Annotated in this window: 26 protein-coding genes; 12 read left to right on the top strand and 14 right to left on the bottom strand. The window is 70.3% G+C overall.

Features of this window, described 5'->3' with window-relative positions:
- The first annotated feature begins 205 nt into the window (after positions 1 to 205).
- Entirely contained in the window at positions 206 to 1,243 is a 1,038-nt protein-coding gene (locus OG933_RS38685; protein ID WP_405631680.1) for a response regulator transcription factor, read from the top strand.
- Between the two features lie 174 nt (positions 1,244 to 1,417).
- Positions 1,418 to 2,191: an SDR family NAD(P)-dependent oxidoreductase gene (locus tag OG933_RS38680; protein WP_405631679.1), complete on the top strand. Its 774-nt coding sequence runs from the start codon at positions 1,418 to 1,420 to the stop codon at positions 2,189 to 2,191.
- A 29-nt stretch (positions 2,192 to 2,220) separates the two neighbouring features.
- Here OG933_RS38680 and OG933_RS38675 read toward each other — a convergent pair whose 3' ends face one another.
- Positions 2,221 to 2,964 carry a GntR family transcriptional regulator gene (locus OG933_RS38675; RefSeq protein ID WP_405631677.1) on the bottom strand — a complete coding sequence of 248 codons (744 nt, stop codon included), beginning with the start codon at positions 2,962 to 2,964 and terminating at the stop codon, positions 2,221 to 2,223.
- A gap of 405 nt (positions 2,965 to 3,369) precedes the next feature.
- Between OG933_RS38675 and OG933_RS38670 the strand changes: the two genes are divergently transcribed.
- A complete protein-coding gene (locus OG933_RS38670) occupies positions 3,370 to 4,140 on the top strand; it encodes an alpha/beta fold hydrolase (RefSeq protein WP_405631675.1) in 771 nt (256 codons plus the stop codon).
- Between the two features lie 34 nt (positions 4,141 to 4,174).
- Here the strand turns inward: OG933_RS38670 and OG933_RS38665 are convergent, their stop codons facing one another.
- On the bottom strand, positions 4,175 to 4,510 hold the full coding sequence (locus OG933_RS38665; RefSeq protein ID WP_405633638.1) for a carboxymuconolactone decarboxylase family protein: 336 nt from the start codon (positions 4,508 to 4,510) through the stop codon (positions 4,175 to 4,177).
- Here OG933_RS38665 and OG933_RS38660 point away from each other — a divergent pair.
- The 4 genes from OG933_RS38660 (at position 4,491) to OG933_RS38645 (ending at position 7,094) form a co-directional block, all read left to right on the top strand.
- A complete protein-coding gene (locus OG933_RS38660) occupies positions 4,491 to 5,318 on the top strand; it encodes a hypothetical protein (protein ID WP_405631673.1) in 828 nt (275 codons plus the stop codon). The two genes, OG933_RS38665 and OG933_RS38660, sit on opposite strands and share 20 nt — an antisense overlap.
- A gap of 29 nt (positions 5,319 to 5,347) precedes the next feature.
- Positions 5,348 to 5,656, top strand: coding sequence for a hypothetical protein (locus tag OG933_RS38655; RefSeq protein WP_405631671.1), 309 nt, complete (start codon positions 5,348 to 5,350; stop codon positions 5,654 to 5,656).
- Positions 5,657 to 5,822: 166 nt separating this feature from the next.
- Entirely contained in the window at positions 5,823 to 6,221 is a 399-nt protein-coding gene (locus OG933_RS38650) for a carboxymuconolactone decarboxylase family protein (RefSeq protein WP_405631668.1), read from the top strand.
- Positions 6,222 to 6,434: 213 nt separating this feature from the next.
- Complete coding sequence (locus OG933_RS38645; protein ID WP_405631665.1) at positions 6,435 to 7,094, top strand: YceI family protein; 660 nt, start codon at positions 6,435 to 6,437, stop codon at positions 7,092 to 7,094.
- 15 nt (positions 7,095 to 7,109) lie between these two features.
- Here the strand turns inward: OG933_RS38645 and OG933_RS38640 are convergent, their stop codons facing one another.
- The 3 genes from OG933_RS38640 to OG933_RS38630 form a co-directional block, all read right to left on the bottom strand.
- Entirely contained in the window at positions 7,110 to 7,889 is a 780-nt protein-coding gene (locus OG933_RS38640; protein WP_082412734.1) for a carbohydrate ABC transporter permease, read from the bottom strand.
- A gap of 50 nt (positions 7,890 to 7,939) precedes the next feature.
- Positions 7,940 to 8,866 carry a sugar ABC transporter permease gene (locus OG933_RS38635; protein WP_362521453.1) on the bottom strand — a complete coding sequence of 309 codons (927 nt, stop codon included), beginning with the start codon at positions 8,864 to 8,866 and terminating at the stop codon, positions 7,940 to 7,942.
- Between the two features lie 130 nt (positions 8,867 to 8,996).
- A complete protein-coding gene (locus tag OG933_RS38630; protein ID WP_405631663.1) occupies positions 8,997 to 10,274 on the bottom strand; it encodes an extracellular solute-binding protein in 1,278 nt (425 codons plus the stop codon).
- A 378-nt stretch (positions 10,275 to 10,652) separates the two neighbouring features.
- On the opposite strand from OG933_RS38630, the gene OG933_RS38625 reads away from it, so the two are divergent.
- Complete coding sequence (locus OG933_RS38625; protein WP_362521448.1) at positions 10,653 to 11,411, top strand: DeoR/GlpR family DNA-binding transcription regulator; 759 nt, start codon at positions 10,653 to 10,655, stop codon at positions 11,409 to 11,411.
- Positions 11,412 to 11,971: 560 nt separating this feature from the next.
- On the opposite strand, the gene OG933_RS38620 is transcribed toward OG933_RS38625, so the two are convergent.
- Entirely contained in the window at positions 11,972 to 12,532 is a 561-nt protein-coding gene (locus tag OG933_RS38620) for a TetR/AcrR family transcriptional regulator (protein ID WP_362521445.1), read from the bottom strand.
- Positions 12,533 to 12,640: 108 nt separating this feature from the next.
- Here OG933_RS38620 and OG933_RS38615 point away from each other — a divergent pair, with 108 nt between their 5' ends.
- The gene (locus OG933_RS38615) at positions 12,641 to 13,327 is read left to right on the top strand and encodes an SDR family oxidoreductase (protein WP_405631660.1); all 687 of its coding nucleotides are present in this window, start codon (positions 12,641 to 12,643) and stop codon (positions 13,325 to 13,327) included.
- A 40-nt stretch (positions 13,328 to 13,367) separates the two neighbouring features.
- Here the strand turns inward: OG933_RS38615 and OG933_RS38610 are convergent, their stop codons facing one another.
- Positions 13,368 to 13,868: a PaaI family thioesterase gene (locus OG933_RS38610; RefSeq protein WP_405631658.1), complete on the bottom strand. Its 501-nt coding sequence runs from the start codon at positions 13,866 to 13,868 to the stop codon at positions 13,368 to 13,370.
- Positions 13,869 to 13,959: 91 nt separating this feature from the next.
- Between OG933_RS38610 and OG933_RS38605 the strand changes: the two genes are divergently transcribed.
- Positions 13,960 to 14,433, top strand: a complete 474-nt coding sequence (locus tag OG933_RS38605; protein WP_362521437.1) for a helix-turn-helix domain-containing protein — start codon at positions 13,960 to 13,962, stop codon at positions 14,431 to 14,433.
- Here OG933_RS38605 and OG933_RS38600 read toward each other — a convergent pair.
- Together OG933_RS38600 and OG933_RS38595 are read right to left on the bottom strand one after the other, a co-directional pair.
- Complete coding sequence (locus tag OG933_RS38600; protein ID WP_405631656.1) at positions 14,387 to 15,916, bottom strand: flavin-containing monooxygenase; 1,530 nt, start codon at positions 15,914 to 15,916, stop codon at positions 14,387 to 14,389. The genes OG933_RS38605 and OG933_RS38600 overlap by 47 nt on opposite strands.
- 1 nt (position 15,917) lies before the next feature.
- Positions 15,918 to 16,904 (bottom strand): patatin-like phospholipase family protein, encoded by a 987-nt coding sequence (locus OG933_RS38595; RefSeq protein WP_405631654.1) that lies wholly within the window; start codon positions 16,902 to 16,904, stop codon positions 15,918 to 15,920.
- Between the two features lie 160 nt (positions 16,905 to 17,064).
- Between OG933_RS38595 and OG933_RS38590 the strand changes: the two genes are divergently transcribed.
- Positions 17,065 to 17,658 carry a TetR/AcrR family transcriptional regulator gene (locus OG933_RS38590; protein ID WP_405631651.1) on the top strand — a complete coding sequence of 198 codons (594 nt, stop codon included), beginning with the start codon at positions 17,065 to 17,067 and terminating at the stop codon, positions 17,656 to 17,658.
- Between the two features lie 36 nt (positions 17,659 to 17,694).
- Here OG933_RS38590 and OG933_RS38585 read toward each other — a convergent pair whose 3' ends face one another.
- Positions 17,695 to 18,414, bottom strand: a complete 720-nt coding sequence (locus OG933_RS38585) for a DinB family protein (protein ID WP_405631648.1) — start codon at positions 18,412 to 18,414, stop codon at positions 17,695 to 17,697.
- A gap of 236 nt (positions 18,415 to 18,650) precedes the next feature.
- On the opposite strand from OG933_RS38585, the gene OG933_RS38580 reads away from it, so the two are divergent.
- Positions 18,651 to 19,061 (top strand): hypothetical protein, encoded by a 411-nt coding sequence (locus tag OG933_RS38580; RefSeq protein WP_405631646.1) that lies wholly within the window; start codon positions 18,651 to 18,653, stop codon positions 19,059 to 19,061.
- Between the two features lie 60 nt (positions 19,062 to 19,121).
- Here OG933_RS38580 and OG933_RS38575 read toward each other — a convergent pair whose 3' ends face one another.
- The 4 genes from OG933_RS38575 to OG933_RS38560 are packed head-to-tail and all read right to left on the bottom strand — an operon-like array spanning position 19,122 to position 21,764.
- Positions 19,122 to 19,922: a PfkB family carbohydrate kinase gene (locus OG933_RS38575; RefSeq protein ID WP_405631643.1), complete on the bottom strand. Its 801-nt coding sequence runs from the start codon at positions 19,920 to 19,922 to the stop codon at positions 19,122 to 19,124.
- Between the two features lie 4 nt (positions 19,923 to 19,926).
- The gene (locus OG933_RS38570) at positions 19,927 to 20,508 is read right to left on the bottom strand and encodes an inosine/xanthosine triphosphatase (RefSeq protein ID WP_362521417.1); all 582 of its coding nucleotides are present in this window, start codon (positions 20,506 to 20,508) and stop codon (positions 19,927 to 19,929) included.
- Entirely contained in the window at positions 20,498 to 21,154 is a 657-nt protein-coding gene (locus tag OG933_RS38565) for a methyltransferase domain-containing protein (protein WP_362521414.1), read from the bottom strand. The genes OG933_RS38570 and OG933_RS38565 overlap by 11 nt, the downstream gene beginning before the upstream one ends.
- Positions 21,147 to 21,764: a uracil phosphoribosyltransferase gene (locus tag OG933_RS38560; RefSeq protein ID WP_362521411.1), complete on the bottom strand. Its 618-nt coding sequence runs from the start codon at positions 21,762 to 21,764 to the stop codon at positions 21,147 to 21,149. The genes OG933_RS38565 and OG933_RS38560 overlap by 8 nt, the downstream gene beginning before the upstream one ends.
- Position 21,765: the final 1 nt, after the last annotated feature.

The following is a 21,765-nucleotide window of genomic DNA, read 5'->3' as shown; positions in this document are numbered from 1 at the left end:
GCTGACGTCGGGCGTCCGGCTGTGCGAACAGGAAAGACCCGGGCGTCCCGGCCCGCCATCCGTACAAATACCGAGCGCCCGAAGTGCCGGGCGGTGGTGGCGGACATCCGGTCACGAAATCGGTGAACGTCTTGTCCGGCCGTCGAAGGACCCATATCGTTAGGGACCAAACGACATTCCTGGTCGTGGGTTCCCGGAGGCCCGCATGATCAGCCACCAGCAGCTCGCGGCAGCCACCCGCATCGGCATGCTCACCCGCGAACGCGACACCGCGTCCGCCTGCGCCCAGGCCCTGCGCGAGCTCGCGCACGCCCTCCCACTGGACGCGGCGACATTGCTCGCCATCGATCCGATCACGGGCACCCATGTACAGCTCGCGGGCATCGGCTACCCCGCCGGGACGTCCGAGTCGCTGGCCGCCGAGTTCACCTCGACGCCCTGGTACGCCAACGTGGTCCGGCAGAGCCTGCCCCAGTCCATCACCGAGGACGTCGAGGACATGACGTCCGGCGGGCAGCGTTTCCGCAACGGCTGGTTCTACGCCGAGCGGGTCCGCCCCGCCGGGTTCCGGGACGCGCTGACCGGCGCCCTGCGCCACCAGGGCCGCCTGGTCGGACTGGTCAACCTGTCCGCCGCGGGGCCGGGCACCTACGACACGGAGGCGCGCCGGCTGCTGGCCTCGATGCTGCCCGCCCTCGGCGCGCTCGCCGACCCGACGTCGCACAGCGGCGACATCCACGACCTGCCGGCCGCCGCGGGCGCGAACCTGGTCACGGCCGACGGCGCCATCGACCTGCCCGGCCGCGGGCCCGCCAGGGTGCTGACGGACCCCGCGTTCCGCCGCCTGGTCGCGGAGTTCACCGCTTCGGGCGGCCTGCGGCTGCGGGCACTGTGGCCGGTGGGGCGCGACTGGCACCGAGTCGTGCTGCGCCGGTGCACCTCGGGGTCACCGATCGCCCGGCAGTCGGTCCTGGTGACCGAGACGCCCACCGAGCTGCCGTACGGTCTGAGCCCGCGCGAGTTGGAGGTGCTCACCCGCGCCGCCCGCGGCCAGACCAACCAGGCCATCGCCCAGGCCCTGTTCCTGTCCCCGCGGACCGTGCACAGCCATGTCGAGCATCTGCTCCGCAAGACCGGCAGCGCCTCCCGCGCCGAGGCCACGGCGCTCGCTCTGCGCGACGGCCTGCTGAGGCCCACGACCGAGGACCTGGAGCACTTCGTCGAGCGGCTCCCGGCCGCCTGAGATGCCGGCCGCCCCGCCTGCCGTGGGCGCGCGGCACGCCACTACTGTCGACAGAAATGCTTTCCCTGCGCCCCCAACCCCTTGACCGAGCCCTAGTGTCGACACCAGGAAAGAGGTGCGCGCCGCGTCGCGGTCGCGTACGACTGCCGAGACCGCCTTGCGAAAGGGGTCCATGTGACCGCCAGACTCTCCGGGAAAGTCGCCCTCGTCACCGGCGCCGGCGCCGGGATCGGCCAGGGCTGCGCGCTGCTCTTCGCCGAGCAGGGCGCGACCGTCGTCGGCTGCGACCTCGACCCGGCGGCGGCCGGGCGGACCCGCAAGGCGGCCGCCGACCGGGGGCTGGCCGTCGAGGTCCTCGCGCCGCTCGACATGACCGTCCCCGCCGACGCCCGGCGTTTCGCCGACGAGGCGGCCGAGCGTCACGGCCGGATCGACGTCCTGGTGACGGCGGGGGCCATCGCCCCGCACCTGGCGACGGCCGCCGAGATGGACTTCGGCACACAGTGGTCGCCGACCCTGCGCGGCGAGGTGGACGTGGTCTTCCTGCCCGTACGGGCCGCGTGGTCGCACATGGTGGCCTCGGGCGGCGGCTCGATCATCAACTTCGCCTCGGTGAACGCCTTCCGGAGCAGCGCGACCTTCGGGATGGTCGCGCACTGCGCGGGCAAGTCGGCCGTGCTCGGCCTGACCCGTCAACTCGCCGTCGAGGGAGGCCCGTCGGGCATCCGCGCCAACACCATCTCGCCCGGCATGGTGCGGACGCCCGCGACCGAGTCCGCCGGGGCCCACGACGGCGCGGCCCGGGAGGCGCTGCTGGCCCGGATCCCGCTGGGCCGGGTCGGGACGCCCGAGGACATCGCCTGGTGCGCGGTCTACCTCGCGTCGCGGGAGTCGGCCTGGGTGACGGGCGGCAACTTCCCCGTGGACGGCGGAGTACTGGCCAAGTGAAGTGTTCCCAGGGGGTGTTGCGGCGGGGGTTACGAAGCGGCGCGACGGCCGCGCGCGGGCTTGCGTCCGCGTGCCGCGCCGTCCTGCTCCAACTGCTCCTCCACGGCCCGCTGCGCCCGTACGGTCGCCCCCGCGATCAGGGCGGAGGCCAGCTCCCCGTCCCGCTCCTCGCAGGCCTGGAGCAGCCGTTCCTGGTCGTCGACGCTGTGCGCGAGCCGGCCGGCCCGGGTCAGGCTGAGGTGCCGCAGCATCAGCGTGCGCAGGGCCAGCGAGTCCAGGATCTGCTTCAGCGTGGGGTTGCCGACGATCTCGGTCATCCGCTCCTGGAGCAGCACGTGGTTCCAGAAGTACCCGTCCACGTCACCGCCGTCGGCGAGCTCGCGCATCCGTTCGACCCGGGTGCGCAGCTCGGCCAGTTCCTCGTCGTCGGCCCGCTCCACCAGCAGCCCCGCGAGCATCGACAGGAGGTTCTTGCGCACCTGGTAGATGTCCCGGATGTCCTGCGGGGTCGGCGCGGCCACCCTGGGGCGGCGGCGCGCCTTCATCTCGACCAGGCGCTCCTGTTCGAGGAGCATCAGCGCCTCGCGGACGGGCGTACGGCTGGTCTCGAACCGGCGTGACAGATCGACGCTGTTGAGGTCCTGACCTGGCTCCAGCCGGCCCTCGATGATGCCCGCGCCGACCCATTCGGCGATCTGCGCGACCAGCGGTTCACGCCGGTCCCGCAGCCGCAGGAGGCGCTCCAGCACGAGGTGCGTGTCCTGATCGGTCATGCGGCGCTTCTCCCTGCCTGTCCGGGCTCACAGCCGACGCAACGGTGTCGACACTATCTCACCCCAGGGTGGTCCCCACCGGAGATCCCCCACTAGCTGTCGACAGACAGGCCCCAGTACCGCAGTTCGACCCGGAAGTGAACAGAAACGTCGGCAAAAAGGTCGGCAGGAAAGGCGCCGGAAACGTCGACGAAAACATCGACCGAAAGTGCCCCAGCCCCGAATCACCGGAGAAACAGTCACCGGAGAAACGAGGAGACATGAAGCGAGTCCGCACGAATCCACCGGCCTTCACCAGGCGTTCCGTGGTGGGCGGCGATCGCGGCGACAGGCGCCACCCAGGGTACGGCGGAGGCCGGCACGGCTTCCGCCGGGGATCCGTGGGAGCCGTGGGAGCCGGTACCGGTGCCCGACCAGGCACCTGTGAGCGAGTACCAGGTGCCGGTGTCCGGGGGCGGCAGCCTCTGGTGCTGGGACACCGGGGGCGAGGGGGAACCGGTGGTCCTGCTGCACCCCGGCTCGGGCAGCGGCGAGAGCTGGCCCTACCAGCAACCGGTGCTGGCCGCGGCGGGTTTCCGCGTCGTCGGGTACTCGCGGCGGGGTGCCTACGGGTCGGTGGCCGGCACCAAGGCCGACGCCGACACCGCCTCCGGCGACCTGGACACGCTCGCCGACCGGCTGGGCCTGGGCCGCTTCCATCTCTCCGGTTCGGCGGCGGGCGGCCCGGTGGCGATCGACTACGCCCTGTCGTACGGGGACCGGCTGCGCAGCCTCACCGTCTCCGGGAGTGTCATGGGCGTCCAGGACGCGGAGTACGCGGAACTGACCGCCGCGCTCCAGCCCGACCCGTTCGGCGACCTGCCCGCCGACTTCAAGGAGCTCGGCCCCTCGTACCGGGGCGGCGACCGGGACGGGGTGACGGCCTGGGGGAGATCCACGAACGCGCCAGGACCTCCGACGCCTTCGCCCAGTCCCTCGCGAACACGATCACCTGGTCGGCCCTGGAGACCCTCACCCTGCCCGTGCAACTCATCACCGGAGACGCCGACCTGTACAGCCCGCCGTCCGTCATGCGCCTCAACGCCGGTCACCTGCGGGACGTCGAGACACATGTCGTCCGCGAGGCCGGCCACAACCCGCACTGGGAGCAGCCGGCCGCGTGGAACCGGCTACTGACCGGCTTCCTCCGGCGGCACCGGGGTGGCCGCTCCTAGACCTCCAGCGCGACGAGGAAGCGGGACACCATGTTGTACGCGGCCACGGTCGCCGTCAGTTCGACCAGTTCGACGTCGGTGAAGTGGACGCGGAGGGCGTCGAACGACTCGGCGGAGACCCGGACGTCACGGGTCATCGCATCGGTGTAGGCGATGACCCGTCGACGGCGCTCGTCGAAGTCCGGTCTGTCGCGACGCAGTTCGGCCAGGTCCGCGTCGCTCAGTCCGGCCCCGCGCGCCTCCGGCTCGTGCCACGTCCACTCGTACGCGGCGCGGTTGAGCACGGCGATCCGCAGGATCACCAGCTCCCGTATGTCCGGCGGGAGCCGCAGGCGTCCCCGGATCGCGCCGAGCAGGGTGTTCCAGCCGTCGGCGAGCTCCGGGCTGTGCAGCAGCAGCCGGTCGAGGGGGCGCAGCGCGCCGCCCGACGGGCGCGGACGCGGTGGGCGACCTCACCGGTGCCGTCGGTGTCGGTGTCGGTGTCGGGGAGCCTGGCCACGCGGGGTCCTTTCGAGGGGAGGCGAGGGATGCGGAGGGGAGGCGGGGCTACAGCGGCCGTGGGCAGCGGGCCAGCAGCCGCATGGCATCGAGTCGTTCGACGGTGCCCGCCCGCACGGAGTCCCCCTACGGGCCTGGCGCGGCGCGGAGTGGCGCGCACCGGACACCCCGCGCGACCGGTCCGCCGTCCTGGCCCGCGCGGCGCGGCTGGTCGCGTACGCCCGCGATCTCGGCCTCGACGTGATCGTGCCGCTGCTGATGGTCTCGTACGCCACCGAGGAGACCCACGAGGAGTCCGTCGCCGTCCTCGCCGGGGCCGGAGCCGGTGAACTCACCCTGTTCGACGGGCCGGGCGCGATGAGCCCCGAGGCGTTCGCGCATCTCGTCCGGCTCACGAAGGCCCGCGCGCCCCGGGTCGAGGTCGGGCTGCACCCGCACAACACCTTCGGCCTCGCGGTCGGTTGCGCGGTGGCCGCGATCCGGGCCGGCGCCACCGCCGTCGAACTGTCGGTCAACGGCTACTGCGGCGGCCCCGGCAACGCCGACCTGGCGGCGACCGCGCTCGCGTTCGAGGCGCTGTACGGCGTGCGCACCGGCGTCAGGACCGAGGCCCTGACCGAACTGGCCCGGGAGCCGACCTGACGGGCTATCACCCCGCCTGGAACCATCCGGTGACCGGCACCCACGCCTTCTGCTGGGGCGGCATGGACCTCATCACCCAGGAGACGGAGATCGACCCGCTCCTCCACAACTGCCTCGAACCGGCCGCCGTCGGCAACGCCCGCGAGATCCCCTTCACCCCGGACAGCGGGCCGTACACCCTGGCCGACAGGCTGACCGCCCTGGGCGTCGACCCGACCCCGGCCCAGGTGGACGAGGTGCTCACCCGGGCCCGGGAGCTGATGGCGCGCGCGGGCCGGCTCCTCACGGACGGCGAACTGGCCGGGCTGGCGGCGTCCGTCGCGGAGGAAGCGCGTTGAGCGCCCGGCTGCGACCGCTCACCCCGGCCGAACTCGACCCCGGACAGCGGGCGTTGTACGCGGAGATCACCGGCGGACCGCGCGCCGCGGGGCCACGGCACTTCGCGCTCACCGACGACGAGGGATGCCTGCGGGGGCCGTTCAACGCGATGCTGCTGAGCCCGGCGTGGGACGCGCGCTCCAGGAACTGGGAGCCGCGATCCGCTATCGCTCCGGACTCGGCCCGCGGCTGCGGGAGACCGCGATCCTCATGGTCGCCCAGGCCCGGGACAGCGCCTTCGAACGTCACGCGCACGAACCCGTCGGCGCCGCCGCCGGACTGACGGACGACGAACTGCTGGCCCTGCGCGAGGGGCGTGACCTGGGCCTGTCCGATCCCGTCGAGCGGGCCGCCTGGACGTTCACCCGCGCGCTCCTCGACGGGTCCGGAGCACTGGAGGAGCGCGCGTACGAAACGGCCCGCGCCGCCCTGGGTGAACGCACCCTCTTCGAACTGTCCACGCTGGTGGGCTACTACAGCACCCTGGCTCTCCAGCTACGGCTCTTCGACGTCCCGGCCGCCTGACGGCGATTTCCCCGGATTTCGTCGAGCGGGTCCGCTACGGAACTGCCTTCCGAAGTCCGTGGATTCGCTTGACCATCGAGTGACGGGCATGTGTGGGTATTGTATCCGCCGGTCATTCCGTGATGGTGTATCAGCCTTTCGGTACGGATTCTTCCGCCGTCGCGCCCGAGGGAGCCTTGCGGCGATATCCGCGGTGCAGTAACTACGTGAACCATGAACCTGTTCACCCGTGGCGCTTCCTCCCGACGCCCGGCTCCCCCCACAGCTCCGCGACGCCCCGCCGACTCGCCGTCCCATCCCTCCGCCGGCCTGCCGAATCCCGCCCTCGCGGCGCTGACCGGCGACTGGATGATCGACCCGGCGCACAGCCGTATCGGCTTCTCCGTCCGGCACGCCCTGGTGACCACCGTGCGCGGTGCTTTCACGGAGTACCAGAGCCGGCTCTACTTCGACGGCCGCAACCCGGCCCGCTCACGGGCCGAGATCGTGATGTCCACCGCCAGCGTCGACACCGGCGTGGAGCAACGCGACGCGCATTTGACCGGCCGTGACTTCCTGGATGCCGCGACCTATCCGCGTATGCGTTTCACCAGTACCGCCGTACAACTCGCGGGCCCCGACGTCTATCGCATGACCGGCGACCTCACCATCAAAGAGACCACTCGCCCCGTAGCCCTTGAACTCACCTACATAGGACATGTCACCGACCCGTTCGGCTATGAACGGGCCGGATTCGACGGGACCACCACCATCGACCGTTCCGAATGGGGTCTGACGTACAACGCGCGACTGGCCGAGGGCGGCGCCATGGTGAGCGAGAAGGTGCGCCTCCAGTTCGACATCGCCGCCATTCGCACCGCCTCCGTGCGCTGACCGGCCCGGGGGGAGTCAGCGCAGGGCCCCCTTGGTGGCGTCGGCGATGAATCCACGGGCGAAGAAGGTGAACACCAGCACCAGGGGGATGACCGAGAGCAGCACCCCGGCCATCACCATGCTGTAGTCGGTGGAGTGTCCGGCGTACAGCTGGGCCAGCGCCACCTGGAGGGTGAGACGGCTCGGGTCGACCAGCATCACCAAGGGCAGGATGTAGTCGTTCCAGGCCGCGATGAACGTGTAGATGCCGAGGAACGCCAGCGCCGGGCGGACGCACGGCAGCACCACGTGCCAGTACAGCCGGAAGAACCCGGCACCCTCGATGCGGGCGGCGTCGAGCAGTTCGTCGGGAACGCTGGTGGTGGTGTACTGACGCATCCAGAAGATGCCGAAGGCGTTGGCGGCGGCGGGCACGACGAGCGCCTTGAGCGTGCCGAGCCAGCCCAGCTGGACCATGATCTCGTACTGCGGGATGATCGCCAGCTGGGTCGGCAGGATGTACATCGACAGCAGCACGCCGAACAGGAACTTCTTGCCGGGGAAGTCGTACTTGGCGAAGGCGAAGGCGGCCAGCGAGTCGAAGAACAGCACCAGTACCGTCGTGGACACCGCGACGATCACCGTGTTGGACAGCGAACCGAAGAACGCCATCCGGTCGAACAGATGCTGGATGTTGGTCAGCAGATGGTCGCCGAACCACAGCTTCGGCGGGTAGCGGTAGATGTCCTGCGAGGTGTTCGTCGCCATGACGACGATCCAGTAGAACGGGAACACCGAGATCACGACGCCCGTCATCAGGACGAGATGGACGCTGAGCCCGCGCAGGCGTTTACGGTTCCGGCTGTTCACGACCGTCGCTCCTTACGCTGCACCAGACGCCAGTTGATGACGACGATGAGCAGGATCAGCAGGAAGAAGGCCCAGACGATCGCGGCCCCGTAACCGAAGTCGTTGTTGTCGAAGGCCTGGTGGTAGAAGTACAGCAAGGTGGTCAGGCCGGCCTGGCCGGGTCCACCGGAGTTGGGGTTGGTGGCCGCCTCGCTGCCGAACAGCACCTGCGGTTCGGTGAAGCTCTGCAGTCCGGTGACCGTGGAGATCACCACGGTGAACAGGATGATGGGCCGCAGCAGCGGGATCGTGATGGAGCGGAAGATCCGCACCGGTCCCGCCCCGTCCATCCTGGCGGCCTCGTAGAGCTCCGAGGGGATCGCCTGCAGGCCGGCCAGGTAGATGATGGCGTTGTAGCCGGTCCACTGCCAGGTCATCAGCGCCGAGATCACCAGCTTGATCGTCCACTCGTTGCTCATCCAGGGCACGGCCGACAGATGCAGCGCCCGCAGAATCGCGTTGATCAGGCCGAAGTTGTTGCTGAAGACCGCTCCGAAGAAGATCGCGATGGCCACCAGCGAGGTGATGCTGGGGATGAACAGGGCGACCCGGTAGAAGGCCGTGAGGCGTTTGGTGGAGTTCACCAGCACCGCGAGCACCAGGGCCATGAAGAGCATCGGCACGGTCGACAGCACCCAGATGACCAGGGTGTTGCGGACGGAGAGCCAGAACACCGGGTCGTCCCAGAGGAAGCGGAACTGCTGGAACCCGACGAAGTGCATGTCCCCGATGCCGTCCCACTTCTGGAAGGCCAGGAACACGGTGTAGAGCACCGGGAAGAGCATGAAGACGGAGAAGATCAAGTAGTACGGCGAGATGGCCAGGTACTGCGGCCAGTACCTGGCGACCCTTCGGCGCGGCCCGCGCCGGGCCCCGGCGGACACCGGCCTGATCCGGGGGGCGCGCCGCCCCGGCCCGCGGACACGGTCCGGAGCGTGCCGCCCGGTGGATCCGGTGTCGGTTCCGGAGGTCGGTCCGGTGGGTGCCGGGCCGGCTACCGGGCTTGACGACATGTCACTTCACTCCCTGCCGCTGGGCGATCTGCTTGGCCTGGGCGACCGCGTCCTTCCATGCCTCGTCGGGGTCCTTGCCCTTGGCCTCGATGCTGGTCAGCTCGCTGTAGAAGGGCGCGGAGACCGCCGCGTCGGCGGGTGCCTCGTAGGCCGCGGGGATCTTCTCGGCCGCCGGGCCGAATATCTCGATGGTCTTCTGGCCGCCGAAGAAGGCGTCGCCGCCGGTCAGCGCCGGCAGCTTGTACGCGGCCGGCGCGGTCGGGAACAGAGCCGCGTCGGTGAAACCGCGGGCCTGGTTCTCCGGACCGAGGATCCAGCTGATGATCTTGAAGGCCTCTTCCGGATTGCCGCTGGTCGCGGGGATGGCCAGGAAGGACCCGCCCAGGTTCGACGGCCCGCCGGGCAGGCTCGCCACCCGCCACTTGCCCTTGGTGCCGGGAGCCGCGTTGCTGATGTCCAGCGCGTGCCAGGCGGCGCCTATCTCGGTGCCCAGGGTGCCGCCGCTGATGGCCGCGTTCCAGGTGTTGTCGTTGATCTTGGCGTCGATGCCGAGGGTGTAGGGCTTCACGGCGGTGGTCCAGGCGGCCCGGATGTGGTCCTGGTCGCCGATGAACCTGCCGTCCTCGTCGATGAACCGCTGGGTGCCCTGGCCGACGACCATGGTGAAGACGGAGCCGATGTTGTTGACGAGGAAGGTCTTGGGCACGGCCTTGTGCAGCTCGACGCCGGCCTTGAAGTAGTCGTCCCAGGTGGCGAGTTGCGCGGAGACCTCGGTGGGATCGGTGGGCAGGCCCGCCTGCGCGAAGAGGTCCTCGCGGTAGAAGGTGGCGCACGGGCCGATGTCGATCGGGAAGCCGATGAGCTTGCCGTCCTGGGTGGTGGCCTGCTTCAGCTTCCACGACAGGTACTGCGGCACCAGCTTGTCCGCGCCGACGGTCTTCAGGTCGACGAAGCGGTCCGCGTTGGGCAGGAAGGAGGCGATGTCCTCGCCCTTGATGCCGGTGATGTCCGGGGCGGACTGCGCGGCCCGCAGCCCGGTGAGCAGCTTGGTCTTGAAGTCACCGCCGACCACGGAGGTCTTGAGGCTGATTTCGGAGAAGTGCTTCTTGGCGTCCGCGACGACCTTGTCACTGAGGCCTCCGGACCAGTACCAGAGGCTCAGGTTCTTGCTGTCCTTGGCGCCGCTCGATGCCGAGCCGCCGCCGCACGCTGCGGTGGCGCCGGCCGCGGCGGCCGTCAGTACGGCGGCCTGAAGGAACCGTCTGCGGGAAAGGTCCACGATCTTCTCCTGGTTTTCGGCGGGTTCGGCGGGTTCGGCTGGTGCGACGTGTCCGTCATGTCCGACAGGACCTGTGCGCGTCAGGGCCGCGCAGGGGACGCGGCGGGAGGCCGGGTGGCTGAAGAGCATCGGCGTGAGGGGGAACCCTTCAGCCACCCGGGGTGTGTGACCTGGTCCTCTCAGACGGTGCCGACGCGTCCGTGACGGCGGAATATGCCGTTCATCCGCTTCGGCCGACCGGAGTGGGGTCCGGGCCTGGCTCTGAATTACGCAAGAGAGTGCACCCAGTGCGCAGCTTTGACAAGAGTCAAGCGTAGATCGAGACATTCATGCTCGACTTTGCTTGAGTTTGGCGCGTTGGCGCGTAGGGTCTGCCGCATGCTCGCGGACCGAAGACATCAGCTGATCCTGCGCGCCCTGCGTGCGGACGGGCCCACCACGGTGACCGACCTGGCCGAGGGGGTCGGGGCGAGCCAGGCCACGATCCGGCGCGATCTCGCGCAACTGGAGGACGAGGGACTGCTCAAGCGGGTCTACGGCGGTGCCGCCCCGGTCCTCGGTGAGGACGATCCGTTCGCCGATGTGGCCGGCGTCCGGGTCGAGGCCAAGGACGCCCTGGCCGCCTGGTGCGCGGACCTCGTCAGGGACGGCGAGACCGTGCTGCTCGACATCGGCACCACGGCCCACCGGGTGGCCCGCCATCTGCACGGCCGGTCCCTGACCGTGATCACCAGCAACCTGGCCGTCTACGAGGAACTCCAGGACGACAAGGCCGTTCAGCTGATCCTGCTGGGCGGCGTGGTCCGGCGCGACTACCGGTCCCTGGTCGGCTTCCTCACCGAGGACAACCTGCGCCAGATCCACGCCGACCGGCTCTTCCTCGGCACCAGCGGAGTCCGCCCCGACGGGCAGGTGCTGGACACCACCGCCGTCGAGGTGCCCGTCAAGCGGGCCATGATCGCCGCCAGCGCCCAGGTGGTCCTGGTGGCGGACGCGGGCAAGTTCCCCGGCACGGGAATGGCCCGGGTGTGCGGTCCGGAGGATCTGGACGTGGTGGTGACCAACGCGCCCGGGGACGAGAAGAGCTGCCATCGGCTGCGCGAGGCGGGAGTCGAGGTGGTCGAGGTACGAGCCTGACGATCCGCTTCGCCACCGCTGCCGGGCCACCGGTCGATTGCCGCCTTGTGCCGAAAGACCGCCAGCCGCCGAGCACCTCTCGGAATCCCGGAAGCCGACGCTGCAAGGAGCAGCGTGGCTTCCGCACGGCCACCGGCTCGACCCCCACTCGCACACCGAGGGGCAGCTCGTGTACGCCGCCGCGGGCGCGCCGGCCACGGCGACGGAGCGCGGGACCTGGGCCGCCCCGGCCAACCGCCCGGCTTCACCGGCCACGCAGGAGAATTCCGCAAGCGGATCGCCCGCGCCGAGCTCCAGCGCCGGTTCACCTCGGACGCGGCGAACAAGCTACCCGACGCCCGGCCCGGCAAGCGGTGAACAGGCTCGATACGTGGCACGTCGAGTCGGCCGCCCGGCGTCTCGACCCCGTCCGGGCGGGAGGGAGCCCGCCGAGAGTCAGGTGCGGGCGGCTCCCGCAGCCGTGCCTCCACGCCGTCGGGCGGGCGCCCCGGCCCGCATGCGCACTTCTCCGTACGGGATCCGCTCGAGTCCGTCCGAGATCCGCCTCGAGCCAGGCGGCATCAGTCCGCTTCCGTCAGGGCCGCCCGCGCGGCCGCGAGGATCTTCTCCGAGAGGGGCGAGTCCTTGGTGGCCCGGGCCAGGACGAGTGCGCCGAGCATCGTGCACAGGCGGGCGATGCCGTCCTCGTCCTCGGTGGCGAGCCACTCGGCGAAGTCGCCCACGCCCTCGGTGTAGACGCGATGCGCCCCCTCGGCGCCGGGTTCACGGGCCATGTCGTGGGCGAGCGCGGCGGTGGGACAGCCCTCAGCCGGGTTGTCGCGGTGCTCGACGGACAGATAGGCGTCGATCAGCGCCTGCTGGGCGGCGGCGCGCTGCCCGGTGCCCTGTTCGAGGGCGGCCGCGCGGCGCTGGGCGAGTTCCCCGAAGGCATGGGCGGTGGCTTCGTCGATGAGCGCGTCCTTGGAGGCGAACTGCTTGTAGAAGCCGCCGTGCGTCAGCCCGGACGCCTTCATCAGGTCGGCGACGCTGATGTGCGTGCCCTGCTCGCGGAACAGCCGGGAGGCGGTTCGCACGACCCGCTCGCGGTTCTCCCGCGCCTGCGCCTGTGACACACGGCCCATCGGACCTCCTCGGTTGAATGTCGGTTGCCATCTATTCTATGCTCAGTTTAGATTGTGACCGTAATCTAAATACGCCCCTCCCCGGGGTCCACAGCACAGGGAGCAGACATGGAACTCAAGGACGCCGTCGTAGTGGTCACCGGCGCCAACCGCGGACTGGGACGCGAGCTGGCCACCCAGCTCCTGGAGCGTGGCGCGAAGGTGTACGCGGCAGCGCGCCGCCCGGAGACCGTCGACCTGGCCGGCGCGACCCCGCTCCGCCTGGACGTCACGGACGAGGAGTCCATCCTGTCCGCGGCCCGCGTGGCGTCCGACGCGACGCTGCTGGTGAACAACGCCGGCATCTCCACCGGCACCTCGCTCATCGCCGGCGGCCTGGACGCGGTGCGACTGGAGATGGCGACGAACTTCTTCGGGCCGCTCGCCGTGACCCGTGCCTTCGCCCCGGTCATCGAGCGCAACGGCGGCGGCGCCGTACTCAACGTCCTGTCCGTGCTCTCCTGGCTGCACCCGGCCGGCCTCGGCTCCTACGCGGCCACCAAGGCCGCCGCCTGGGCGCTGACCAACGCGACCCGGGAGGAGCTGGCACCCCGCGGCATCACCGTGTCCGCGCTGCACGTCGGGTACATGGACACCGACATGGCCGCCGCCGTTCCCGCCGACCAGAAGGCCGACCCCGCCGACGTCGCCGCCCAGGCGCTCGTCGGCCTCGAGCAGGGCCTGCCCGAGATCCTCGCCGACGAGACCACGCGGTACGTCAAGCAGGGACTGGCCGCGGCGCCGAGCGCGGCATGAGGCCGTCCGGCCGGATGGCCCGGTCCCGCACGGAGCCGGGTCATCCCTGAGGGCGGGGCACCGGGAAGAGCAGGCAGCTGCTGGTGGCGTGGGCGAGCAGACGGTCCGTCGCGTCGAACAACTGCGCCTGGGCCAGGGCCGTTTGACGACCGGCACTGACCACCGTACCGATGGCACGGACGGTGCCCGTGTCGGCGGTGATCCGCCGCAGGAACTTCACCGTCAGGTCGAGCGAGGTGTAGGCCGTGCCCAGCGGGAGGGTGGACTGGACGGCGCAACCCGCCGCCGAGTCGAGCAGGGTGGCGAAGATGCCGCCGTGGACGCTGCCGATCGGGTTGTAGTGCTCCTCACCGGGCGTCAGGGAGAAGACGGCCCTGCCGGGCTCCACCTCGTCGAGGGTGAAGTCGAGGGCGTGACTGACGGGCGGCCCCGGCAGTCGTCCCGCCTGCAGCTCGCGCAGGAAGTCGAGACCGGCCATCCGCCCGGCGGCGTCCGCCAGGACCGCCGGATCTTCCCACTGATACGTACGTGTTCGTCCCACAGTCCAGTGCCTCCGTCTGACTTTTTCAAGTGAAGCTAGCCTCCTCGTCAGCTGACTGTCAATGATGAAGTCAGGGACCTAGGATGGCGGGATGAAGTGGCTTGAGGCGAGCACGGAGAACTGTCCCGTCCAGCGCACGCTCGACGTGATCGGGGAGAAGTGGACCTTGCTGATCCTGCGCGACGCCGTCAACGGAGTCCGCCGCTTCGACGACTTCCACCGCCATATCGGCCTGTCGGAGGCCGTCCTCAGCGACCGCCTCCGCAAGCTGACCGCGGCCGGCGTCCTGAGGACCGTCCCCTACCAGGAGCCGGGCAGCCGCCCCCGCAACGAGTACCGCCTGACCCGCAAGGGCTGGGACCTGTGGCCCGTGCTGATGGCACTGAGCCAGTGGGGCGAGGCGTACACCCTCGACGCCGAGGGTCCCGTGCTGGACGTGCGCCACACCGACTGCGGCGCCCCGCTCCGCGTCGTCGTCGAGTGCTCCGCGGAACACTCCGCCCTCGGCCCCGGGGAGGTCACCGCCCGGCTGGGGCCTGGCGCCCGACCCCGGTCGTCAGTGTGACGTCGTACGCCTCCGGGTCGAACCCGGCCAGCCGTCGGCGCATCCGGCCCGTCGACCAGGGCCAGCTGAAGCTGTTGCGGCCGTTGTCGTCGAGGTAGTAGCTCGAGCATCCACCCGAGTTGTAGACGGTGGGCGGAAGGGCCTGCTGCACCTCGGCGTTGAAGGCGGCCTGGACTTCGGGACGGACGTCCATGGCCGCCCAGCCGGCCGAGCGGAAGTGCCGCACCGCGCCCGCCAGGTACTCCAGTTGGGCTTCCAGGACCATGAAGGCCGAGGAGTGCCCGGTTCCGAGATGCGGCCCGAGGAGGATGAACGCGTTGGGGAATCCGCTGACGGTGGTGCCCAGATAGGCGTCCGGGCTGCCCTTCCAGTGCTCGTCCAGGCAGACGCCGTCGGCGTCGAACACCCGCTGGGCGATGGGCATGTCCAGGATGTGGAAGCCCGTGCCCAGGATGATCGTGTCGACGTCGGCGCCGGTGCCGTCCGCGCCGACGACCCGGTTGCCGCGCACGGCCTCGACCGCCGTCGCGTGGACGGTGACGTTGGGCCGGGTCAGTGCCGGGTAGTACGTGTTCGACAGCAACAGCCGTTTGCAGCCGAGCGTGTAATCGGGTGTCAGCGCCCGGCGCAGCCGCGGGTCCTTCACCGTGGCTGCGAGGTGGAGGGAGCCCACCTTCTGCACCGCCCGCAGCAGGGCAGGATGCCGGAAGCCGAGGCCCAGGGCCTCCATCGCCGCGTACTCCGCGCTCCGCAGGGCCCGTTGGGCGGCCGGAAAGCGTCGCAGGAGCCGGCGCTCGACCCCCGGCACATGGTGGTCGGGCTTGGGAAGCACCCACTGCGCGGTCCGCTGGAACAGGTCCAGCCGGGCCACCCGCGGCTGGATGGCGGGCACGAACTGCACAGCCGACGCGCCACTGCCGACGACGGCCACCCGCGCGCCCGCCAGTTCGTGGTCGTGACGCCAGCGCGAGGAATGGAAGACCTCACCGGGGAAGTCCGCCATCCCGGGTATCTCGGGAATCAACGGCTCGTGCCAGGGTCCCGCGGCCGAGACGAGGAAGCGCGCCGTGTAGCGGTCGCGGCTGGTCTCGACGTGCCAGCGCGACTCGTCCGCGTGCCACTGTGCGCGCAGGACCTCGGTGCCGAAGCGGATGAGCGGGGTGATCCCGTACGTGGCAGCCGTGCGGTGCAGATAGGCGCGGATCTCGGGCTGGGCGGCGAAGGCCCGCATCCACCCGGGGTTGGGCGCGAAGGAGTAGGAGTACAGGGCGGAGGGGACGTCGCAGGCGCAGCCCGGGTAGGTGTTGTCCCGCCAGGTGCCGCCCGGTTCGTCCGCCTTCTCGATGAGGACGAGGTCGCGCAGACCGGCTTCACGCAGCTTGACCGCCGCTCCGATGCCGGACAGACCGCTGCCGATGATGAGCGCCTCCACCGCGTGGGTCTCGCGCGTGACGGTCGCGGCGGTGCCGTCGGGTCGGGACATGTCAGGCTCCTGTACGCGGGCGGGGAGATGGCACGGGCTCTGTCAGACGGTCACGAACCGTCGCCCGCGTCGTACGAAGAGAGGTCTCCAGCACGGCCGGACGGCGGCGCGGGTCCATGAGGTTGCCGCCCATCGCGGCCAGGTCGGCGGCCGTGGGCTCGATGCGGACCACGCGGGTACCCGCGGCGCTCAGCGCGGCGCACTCGGCGCTCAGGATGCGGGTCATGACGCGGCGCAGCACCGCTTCGGCCCGGCCGAGTCCGCTGCGCCGTCCGGGAGCCCGCGAACTCATCGGCGCCACGACGTACACCTCGTCCAGTCCGCACGGCACGAGCAGGTCGGCCGAGGTCGGGGAGCTGATGCCGCCGTCCGCGTAGCGTCGGCCGCCGATGCGCACCGGCGGAAACCAGCCCGGGACCGCCCAGGAGGCACGGAGCGCGTCCCGCAGGGCGACCGGCGGGGTGTCGGGATGACCGAAGGGCGTGCGCCGGCCCGAATCGAAGTCGGTCGCCACCAGCCAGGTCGCGGGATGGGCCACCCACTTTCCGTCCGGTGCCAGGAAGTCGGCGGCGGCCGCCAGCCAGGTGGCGTCGCCCCGGCCCCTCGGCAACAGGCCGGACAGACCGGTCAGCGCGGGCAGGGCGCCGGCCAGTGCCCGGCGGGCGAGTCGTGGTGATCCGAGGAGGGCCGCCGGTCGTGGCGGTACCCCTCGGGGCGGCGCCGCGAAGTGGCGGGCCAGTTCGGGACGGGAGTCCTGGCTCCCGAGCTGTGCGGTCAGCAGATCCCGCACACCGATGCCGCTCCCCAGCATGGCGGCCAGCTCGGCCCCCGCCGAGGTGCCCACCAGGACGTCCGCGTCGCGCGGATCCCAGCGCAGGGCCTCCTGGAGCGAGTGCAGGGCGCCGATCGTCCAGGCCGCGCCGAGCGTTCCGCCGCAGCCCAGCACCAGCCCTCGGGAAGGTGTCGCTCGCCTGCCGGTCGTTGTCAATGCAGTCTCCGCCCCTCTGCGATACCGCCGAGATCCGGATACTAGCGGTATCTGAAATCGGGGAACAGGCCCTGCGGGGATAGGATCCGAGAGCCTTCGGACTTCGCGGGACAGCCGCACAGGACGGACGCCGCACAGGACGGACAAGGGAACGGAAAACATGGCCCGCCTCAGCCGCGTCGAGAGCCAGGAACGCACTCGTGAACGGCTCGTCACGACCGCCCGGGACCTGTTCCTGCGCAACGGCTACGCCGCCACTTCCCTCACCGACGTCGCGGAAGCAGCCGGGTTCTCCAAGGGAGCCGTCTACTCGAACTTCCGCAACAAGGACTACCTGTGCCTCGCCGCCATCGACGACATCCGTGCCGAGCAGCTGAGGCTGCTGACGGACTCCGTCAGCGGCGACGACCGGTTCGAAGTCCGCCTCGCGGCCTTCTCCGCCTGGGGCGAAGCACACATCGGCGACGAGGCGTGGACCACGCTCGAGGTCGAGTTCCTCACGCGCGCCCGTCACGACGACGAGCTCCGGCGTGAGATCACGGCGCGGGCCACGGCCGTCCGCGAAGTGCTGGCCCAGCTCCTGGAGGCGCTGGCCGAGGAACTGGGGGCAGGCTTGGCCATGCCCGCCGACCAGGCCGCGATGACCCTGCTCAGCCTGGGTATCGGCCTGGGCATCCAGCGGGTGGCCGACCCGTCGGTTCCCACCACGGTCCTCACGGACACACTGCGGCTCGTTCTGAACCTGCGGCCATGACGCCGCGGCGCCCGCGCGGGGCGCCGGGCGCCCGGCCTAGCCGGCGGAGGTGAAGCGGGACCGCCACAGGTCGCGGAGCAACGCGATCTCGGCCATGTGGTGGATGAATTCGAGATTGGCCGACGCGAGCACACCGATGTACGGGTAGTCGCGGTCGTTGCTGTACGGGTACCGCGAGAACCCGACCGTGTCGAGCTGCTCGTCGGTGACGCCGGCGACGCCGTCCCGCCAGCGGTCGATCACCGCCCAGAACCGCTCCAGGGTCGGGGCGGCGGAGGGCGTGAAGTCGACCATCAGCTTCGGGTCCCGTCGCCGTTCACCGAAGGTCCACTCCCACATGCCCGCGAACTCGAAGTGCAGGTGCCCCAGCCGCCACGCGATGGTCGTGATCGGCGTCGCGTCGGGCTCCGGGGCGCCGGTGTGGGCGAGGATCTGCTCGACCCGCTCGACACTCACGCTCCAGTCCTCGGCGATCTTCGCGACGGACATGCCGTCGGCGGCCTGCCGGGCGACCTCGGCGTACTCGTTCGCCGGGATGTCCGCGGCACCCAGGTCGAGCACCCACTCCCCGGGCCCGAAGGCCCTGGGGGTCGCCGCTTCGCCCCGACGCCGGAGCGACCAGCAGCCGGGTACCGGCTCCCACAGATACTCCTCGTCACCGAGCCCCGTCAGCCGCACCTGGGCCATCTCCCTGGCCTGGTCGAACTGGTCGAGCAGTGGCCCCAGACGGTCGGGTCGCGCGCCCTCGGTCTCCATGCGTGGCTCCCCTCACGGTCGCGCCTCGTAACTCACCGCGCTCAGGCGGAAGTTAACGGCTCACCTCACGGGACGCCACCGAATTCCCCGCTCCCCGCAGCGGCAGACGGTGTAGCGGGCTACACCACGGGTTCGGGAGGCCGCTCCCTCGTGACGGCGGTCGGACGAAGGGATCGTGGTCGTCAGAGATCGCAATCGCCAGAGAACCACGCACCCCCGGCCAGAAGGAACACCCCGTGAAGTCGCTGCTCGCCACCGTGAAGTCGTTCGTCGCCAACCTGCTGCTCTGGTCGTTCTTCGTGGGCGGCCTCGCCGCGAGCACCGCCTCCGGCGCCGTCCTCGACGGCACCCCGAAGAGCGTGGCCACCTACGCCGGCATCGCCGTCTCGCTGCTGGCGGGCTCGCGCATCGCGAAGAAGCCGAAGATCAAGGCGTTCCTGTCGAAGTCGTCCACGCTCTGGTTCCTGTTCCTGTTCAACGGCGGCGTGGCCGCGTTCTGCTACCTGACCATGGACGGCGTGAAGGGCGTGGCGACCGCCGCAGGAATGGGCCTGGTGTCGCTGGGCGCGGCCGGCGGCCTCGTCGGAAACCTCCGCAAGCCGACCCCGAACCACCCGGAGCCGACCACGGACCGGTTCCGGGCCTGACCTGTTCGCCCGCCCCGGAACCAGAACCCCGTACCGGATTCGCTGGTGGCCTTGACGACGTCATAGCGAGAAGAAGTGCTCGCGCAGTGTCGAGACCAGGAGCCGGTCGGTCAGTCCGCGCCGTTGCGTGGCGTCCGACGGGCGGGGAAAGTCGCCCTGCACGATGCCCGAGCGCGTGTGGACGTGGTAGCGGTCGCCGAGGGTGTGCATGAGCACTCCGCGGACGTCGTCGAGCAGAAGTTCCGGTGGGGCGCCGAAGGCCGCGAACGTCTTGTGCTCACCTGCCAGGAAATCCACCGGGCCGAGCAGTGACCGCAGTTCCTCCAGCCGCAGCCACCGGTTCACCGAATGCGGGACGATATCGAGAGCCACCCTGGCGCCGCGGGCCGCGGCCCGGTGCATGATCTCCAGAGTGCCCTCCCGCGTCGATGCGCGAAACAGCATGTATCCCGAGACAAGGACAAAAGGCGCCCGCGCGGTGTTTGCCACGGCGACCGTGTGTTCGGTGAGGGCGTTCCGATTGGCATTCGGCGCCGCCACCATTGCGCGCGAGCCGTCCGGAAGATAGCCGACGAATACCGCCCCGGTCTGCTCGACGGTGTTCTTGTCGCTGATCAGCTCGATGCCGAGCGATTGCAGCTCCTCGGCCAGGAATCGGGCCGGGAAGGATCTGGGGTCGCCCAGGCCACAGACCAGTGAAACGGGAGAGAACCCGTTCTCCCTGCCCGCCCGGGCGAGGTTGAAGCCGGAGCCTCCCGGAGTGAGAAGAACCGACCCCTCGGTGTATCCCACTTCGCGCAGGTCCTCGTCGGGCGTCACCAGGACGTCGACCGCCATGTCGCCCACGACGAGGAGCCCCACGCCGTCACCGCGAGACATCGAAGTGCGAGGCGAGGTTTTCCCGCGCTTCGGACCAGGGGCTCAGGAACGGGAGAAGCGCGAGGGTCACCGGCTGTACATAGAGAGAGCCTCTGGTGATCAGCCCGCCGGACAGCCACGCCACCAGGCCGCACGTGCGCCAGTCGTCGCCGCCCACGGCTGCCGAGACATCGCCGAGAGAGCCGCCGGCCGTGAGCACGGCGGCGGCGGACGGCGGCAGTTGGTAGGTGGAGCTTCTGCTCCGTCCGACCTGGTCGGCGGTGGCAATGACGACCCAGGCCATGACCATGACCGTGCCGTCGACCGTCTCGACTCCCCCCTCCAGTCCCACCCAGTAGTCGGCTTGCGGGAGTGCCTTCCGCACCGATTCCGCGCGGTACTCGGCACCCCTGCGCGTCTCGTCGTCACCGCGGGGCTGCTCCGGGGCGCCCGCGATCGCCACGCCCTCGACCAGGACGGGCCCGAGCAGCTGGGTGAATCCCTCCCGGATCGCGTCGATCTTGGCCTGGTTGGTCGAGCCGACGGCGATGCGCGGGCGCGTGGTCGAAGTCGTTTCCTCAAAGGGCATGGGGCTTGCTCCATGTCACGGTCATTCGGCCTTCCTCGTGGGAGAAGCGTGCACCGGGCAGGAACGAGCCGTAGACGGATACGAAATCCCGCTCGCTCAGAAAGACGTCCGCGCGAAGATGACGTCTCCACCGCGGACTCAGACGGAACAGTACGATCCGCAGCGCCGCGACGACACCGAGGCGACCTCTGTAGTTGCGGAGCGATGTGACGACCCGCCAGGTGTATCCCGTCCTGCGCTGTCGGGGCATGTTCGGCGCGGAGAAATCGATGAGAGCGATCCGTCCGCCGGGAGAGGTGACCCGGACGATTTCCGCCAGCGATTGTTTCGGATCGGTGTGGTGCAGCGCTCCGTAGCTGAAGACATAGTCGATGCTTTCTGTGGCCAATGGCAGCTTCGCCGCGTCCGCCGTGATCAAGGGAATCTCGGGAACCCTCGCGCGGCGCAGTATCGCGTGATCGATGTCGAGGCCGATCACACGGTCGAAGCGATCGCTCAACTCCCTTGCCACGGCAGCGGAGCCGCATCCCACATCGAGTGCCACACCGGACATGGTCTGTGACCCCGTGACGCCGAGCCCCTTCAGGATCGCCGCGCCGGTGAGAGGGGCCCGGGTTCGTTCCCAGTGAGCGAGACCGTCAAGCACGTTCGCCCCTTTCGCCGCTCCAGACGAGATGCCGACCCTGCCAGCCGAGGACCAGGTCCCCGACGTCGAACCCGGGACCGACCATGCGACCGTCGCCGTCGACGTCCTCCGCGTGCCATACGCAGTGGATGTGGGTGTCGGCCGCGTCGGCGATGACGCGTTCCCGGCCGGCGGTGGCGAGGAAGGGGGCGACGACGTCCACCCGGGCTCCCGGAACCCGGACCCGTAGGGCCTGGAGACAGGCGATGATCGTGCGGCCCGAAGCGATGAGCGTATCCACCAGCGCGTACCGAGCGCCGGGCACTACGGGCAGGGACGCGTAGCTGACCGTCGGATCCTCGGTGTGCCGCGCCCGCCACGGGACGATCACGCCGGCCGGCCCGAAGCCCGCGGCCTCGACGTAGGCGTCCTTGAGGGCGAGCCCGCCCCGCAGAACGAAGATCGGCACCAGCCCCGCGGTGTCCATACGGGTGAACAGCTCCCTGCCGATCGCATCGAGAATGCCCGTCTCATGATGTTCGAGGAGACGGCTCTTCAGGCGATCGGCTTCTTGAGAAGGGTAGATGTGCAGGCGAGGATCGATCTTCTCGGGATACGAGATCTCCTGCATG

Origin of the sequence: Streptomyces sp. NBC_00016 (assembly GCF_045040885.1) — a bacterium.
GTDB lineage: Bacteria > Actinomycetota > Actinomycetes > Streptomycetales > Streptomycetaceae > Streptomyces > Streptomyces coriariae.
This window is presented reverse-complemented; position numbering and strand designations above follow the sequence as displayed.

Coding starts and splice junctions, on each gene's coding strand:
- OG933_RS38685 (WP_405631680.1), top strand. CDS start 206: ATGATCAGCCACCAGCAGCTCGCGGCAGCCACCCGCATCGGCATGCTC.
- OG933_RS38675 (WP_405631677.1), bottom strand. CDS start 2,964: ATGACCGATCAGGACACGCACCTCGTGCTGGAGCGCCTCCTGCGGCTG.
- OG933_RS38660 (WP_405631673.1), top strand. CDS start 4,491: ATGTCCGGCGGGAGCCGCAGGCGTCCCCGGATCGCGCCGAGCAGGGTG.
- OG933_RS38645 (WP_405631665.1), top strand. CDS start 6,435: ATGAACCTGTTCACCCGTGGCGCTTCCTCCCGACGCCCGGCTCCCCCC.
- OG933_RS38640 (WP_082412734.1), bottom strand. CDS start 7,889: ATGACGGGCGTCGTGATCTCGGTGTTCCCGTTCTACTGGATCGTCGTC.
- OG933_RS38625 (WP_362521448.1), top strand. CDS start 10,653: ATGCTCGCGGACCGAAGACATCAGCTGATCCTGCGCGCCCTGCGTGCG.
- OG933_RS38620 (WP_362521445.1), bottom strand. CDS start 12,532: ATGGGCCGTGTGTCACAGGCGCAGGCGCGGGAGAACCGCGAGCGGGTC.
- OG933_RS38615 (WP_405631660.1), top strand. CDS start 12,641: ATGGAACTCAAGGACGCCGTCGTAGTGGTCACCGGCGCCAACCGCGGA.
- OG933_RS38605 (WP_362521437.1), top strand. CDS start 13,960: ATGAAGTGGCTTGAGGCGAGCACGGAGAACTGTCCCGTCCAGCGCACG.
- OG933_RS38600 (WP_405631656.1), bottom strand. CDS start 15,916: ATGTCCCGACCCGACGGCACCGCCGCGACCGTCACGCGCGAGACCCAC.
- OG933_RS38590 (WP_405631651.1), top strand. CDS start 17,065: ATGGCCCGCCTCAGCCGCGTCGAGAGCCAGGAACGCACTCGTGAACGG.
- OG933_RS38585 (WP_405631648.1), bottom strand. CDS start 18,414: ATGGAGACCGAGGGCGCGCGACCCGACCGTCTGGGGCCACTGCTCGAC.
- OG933_RS38570 (WP_362521417.1), bottom strand. CDS start 20,508: ATGCCCTTTGAGGAAACGACTTCGACCACGCGCCCGCGCATCGCCGTC.
- OG933_RS38560 (WP_362521411.1), bottom strand. CDS start 21,764: ATGCAGGAGATCTCGTATCCCGAGAAGATCGATCCTCGCCTGCACATC.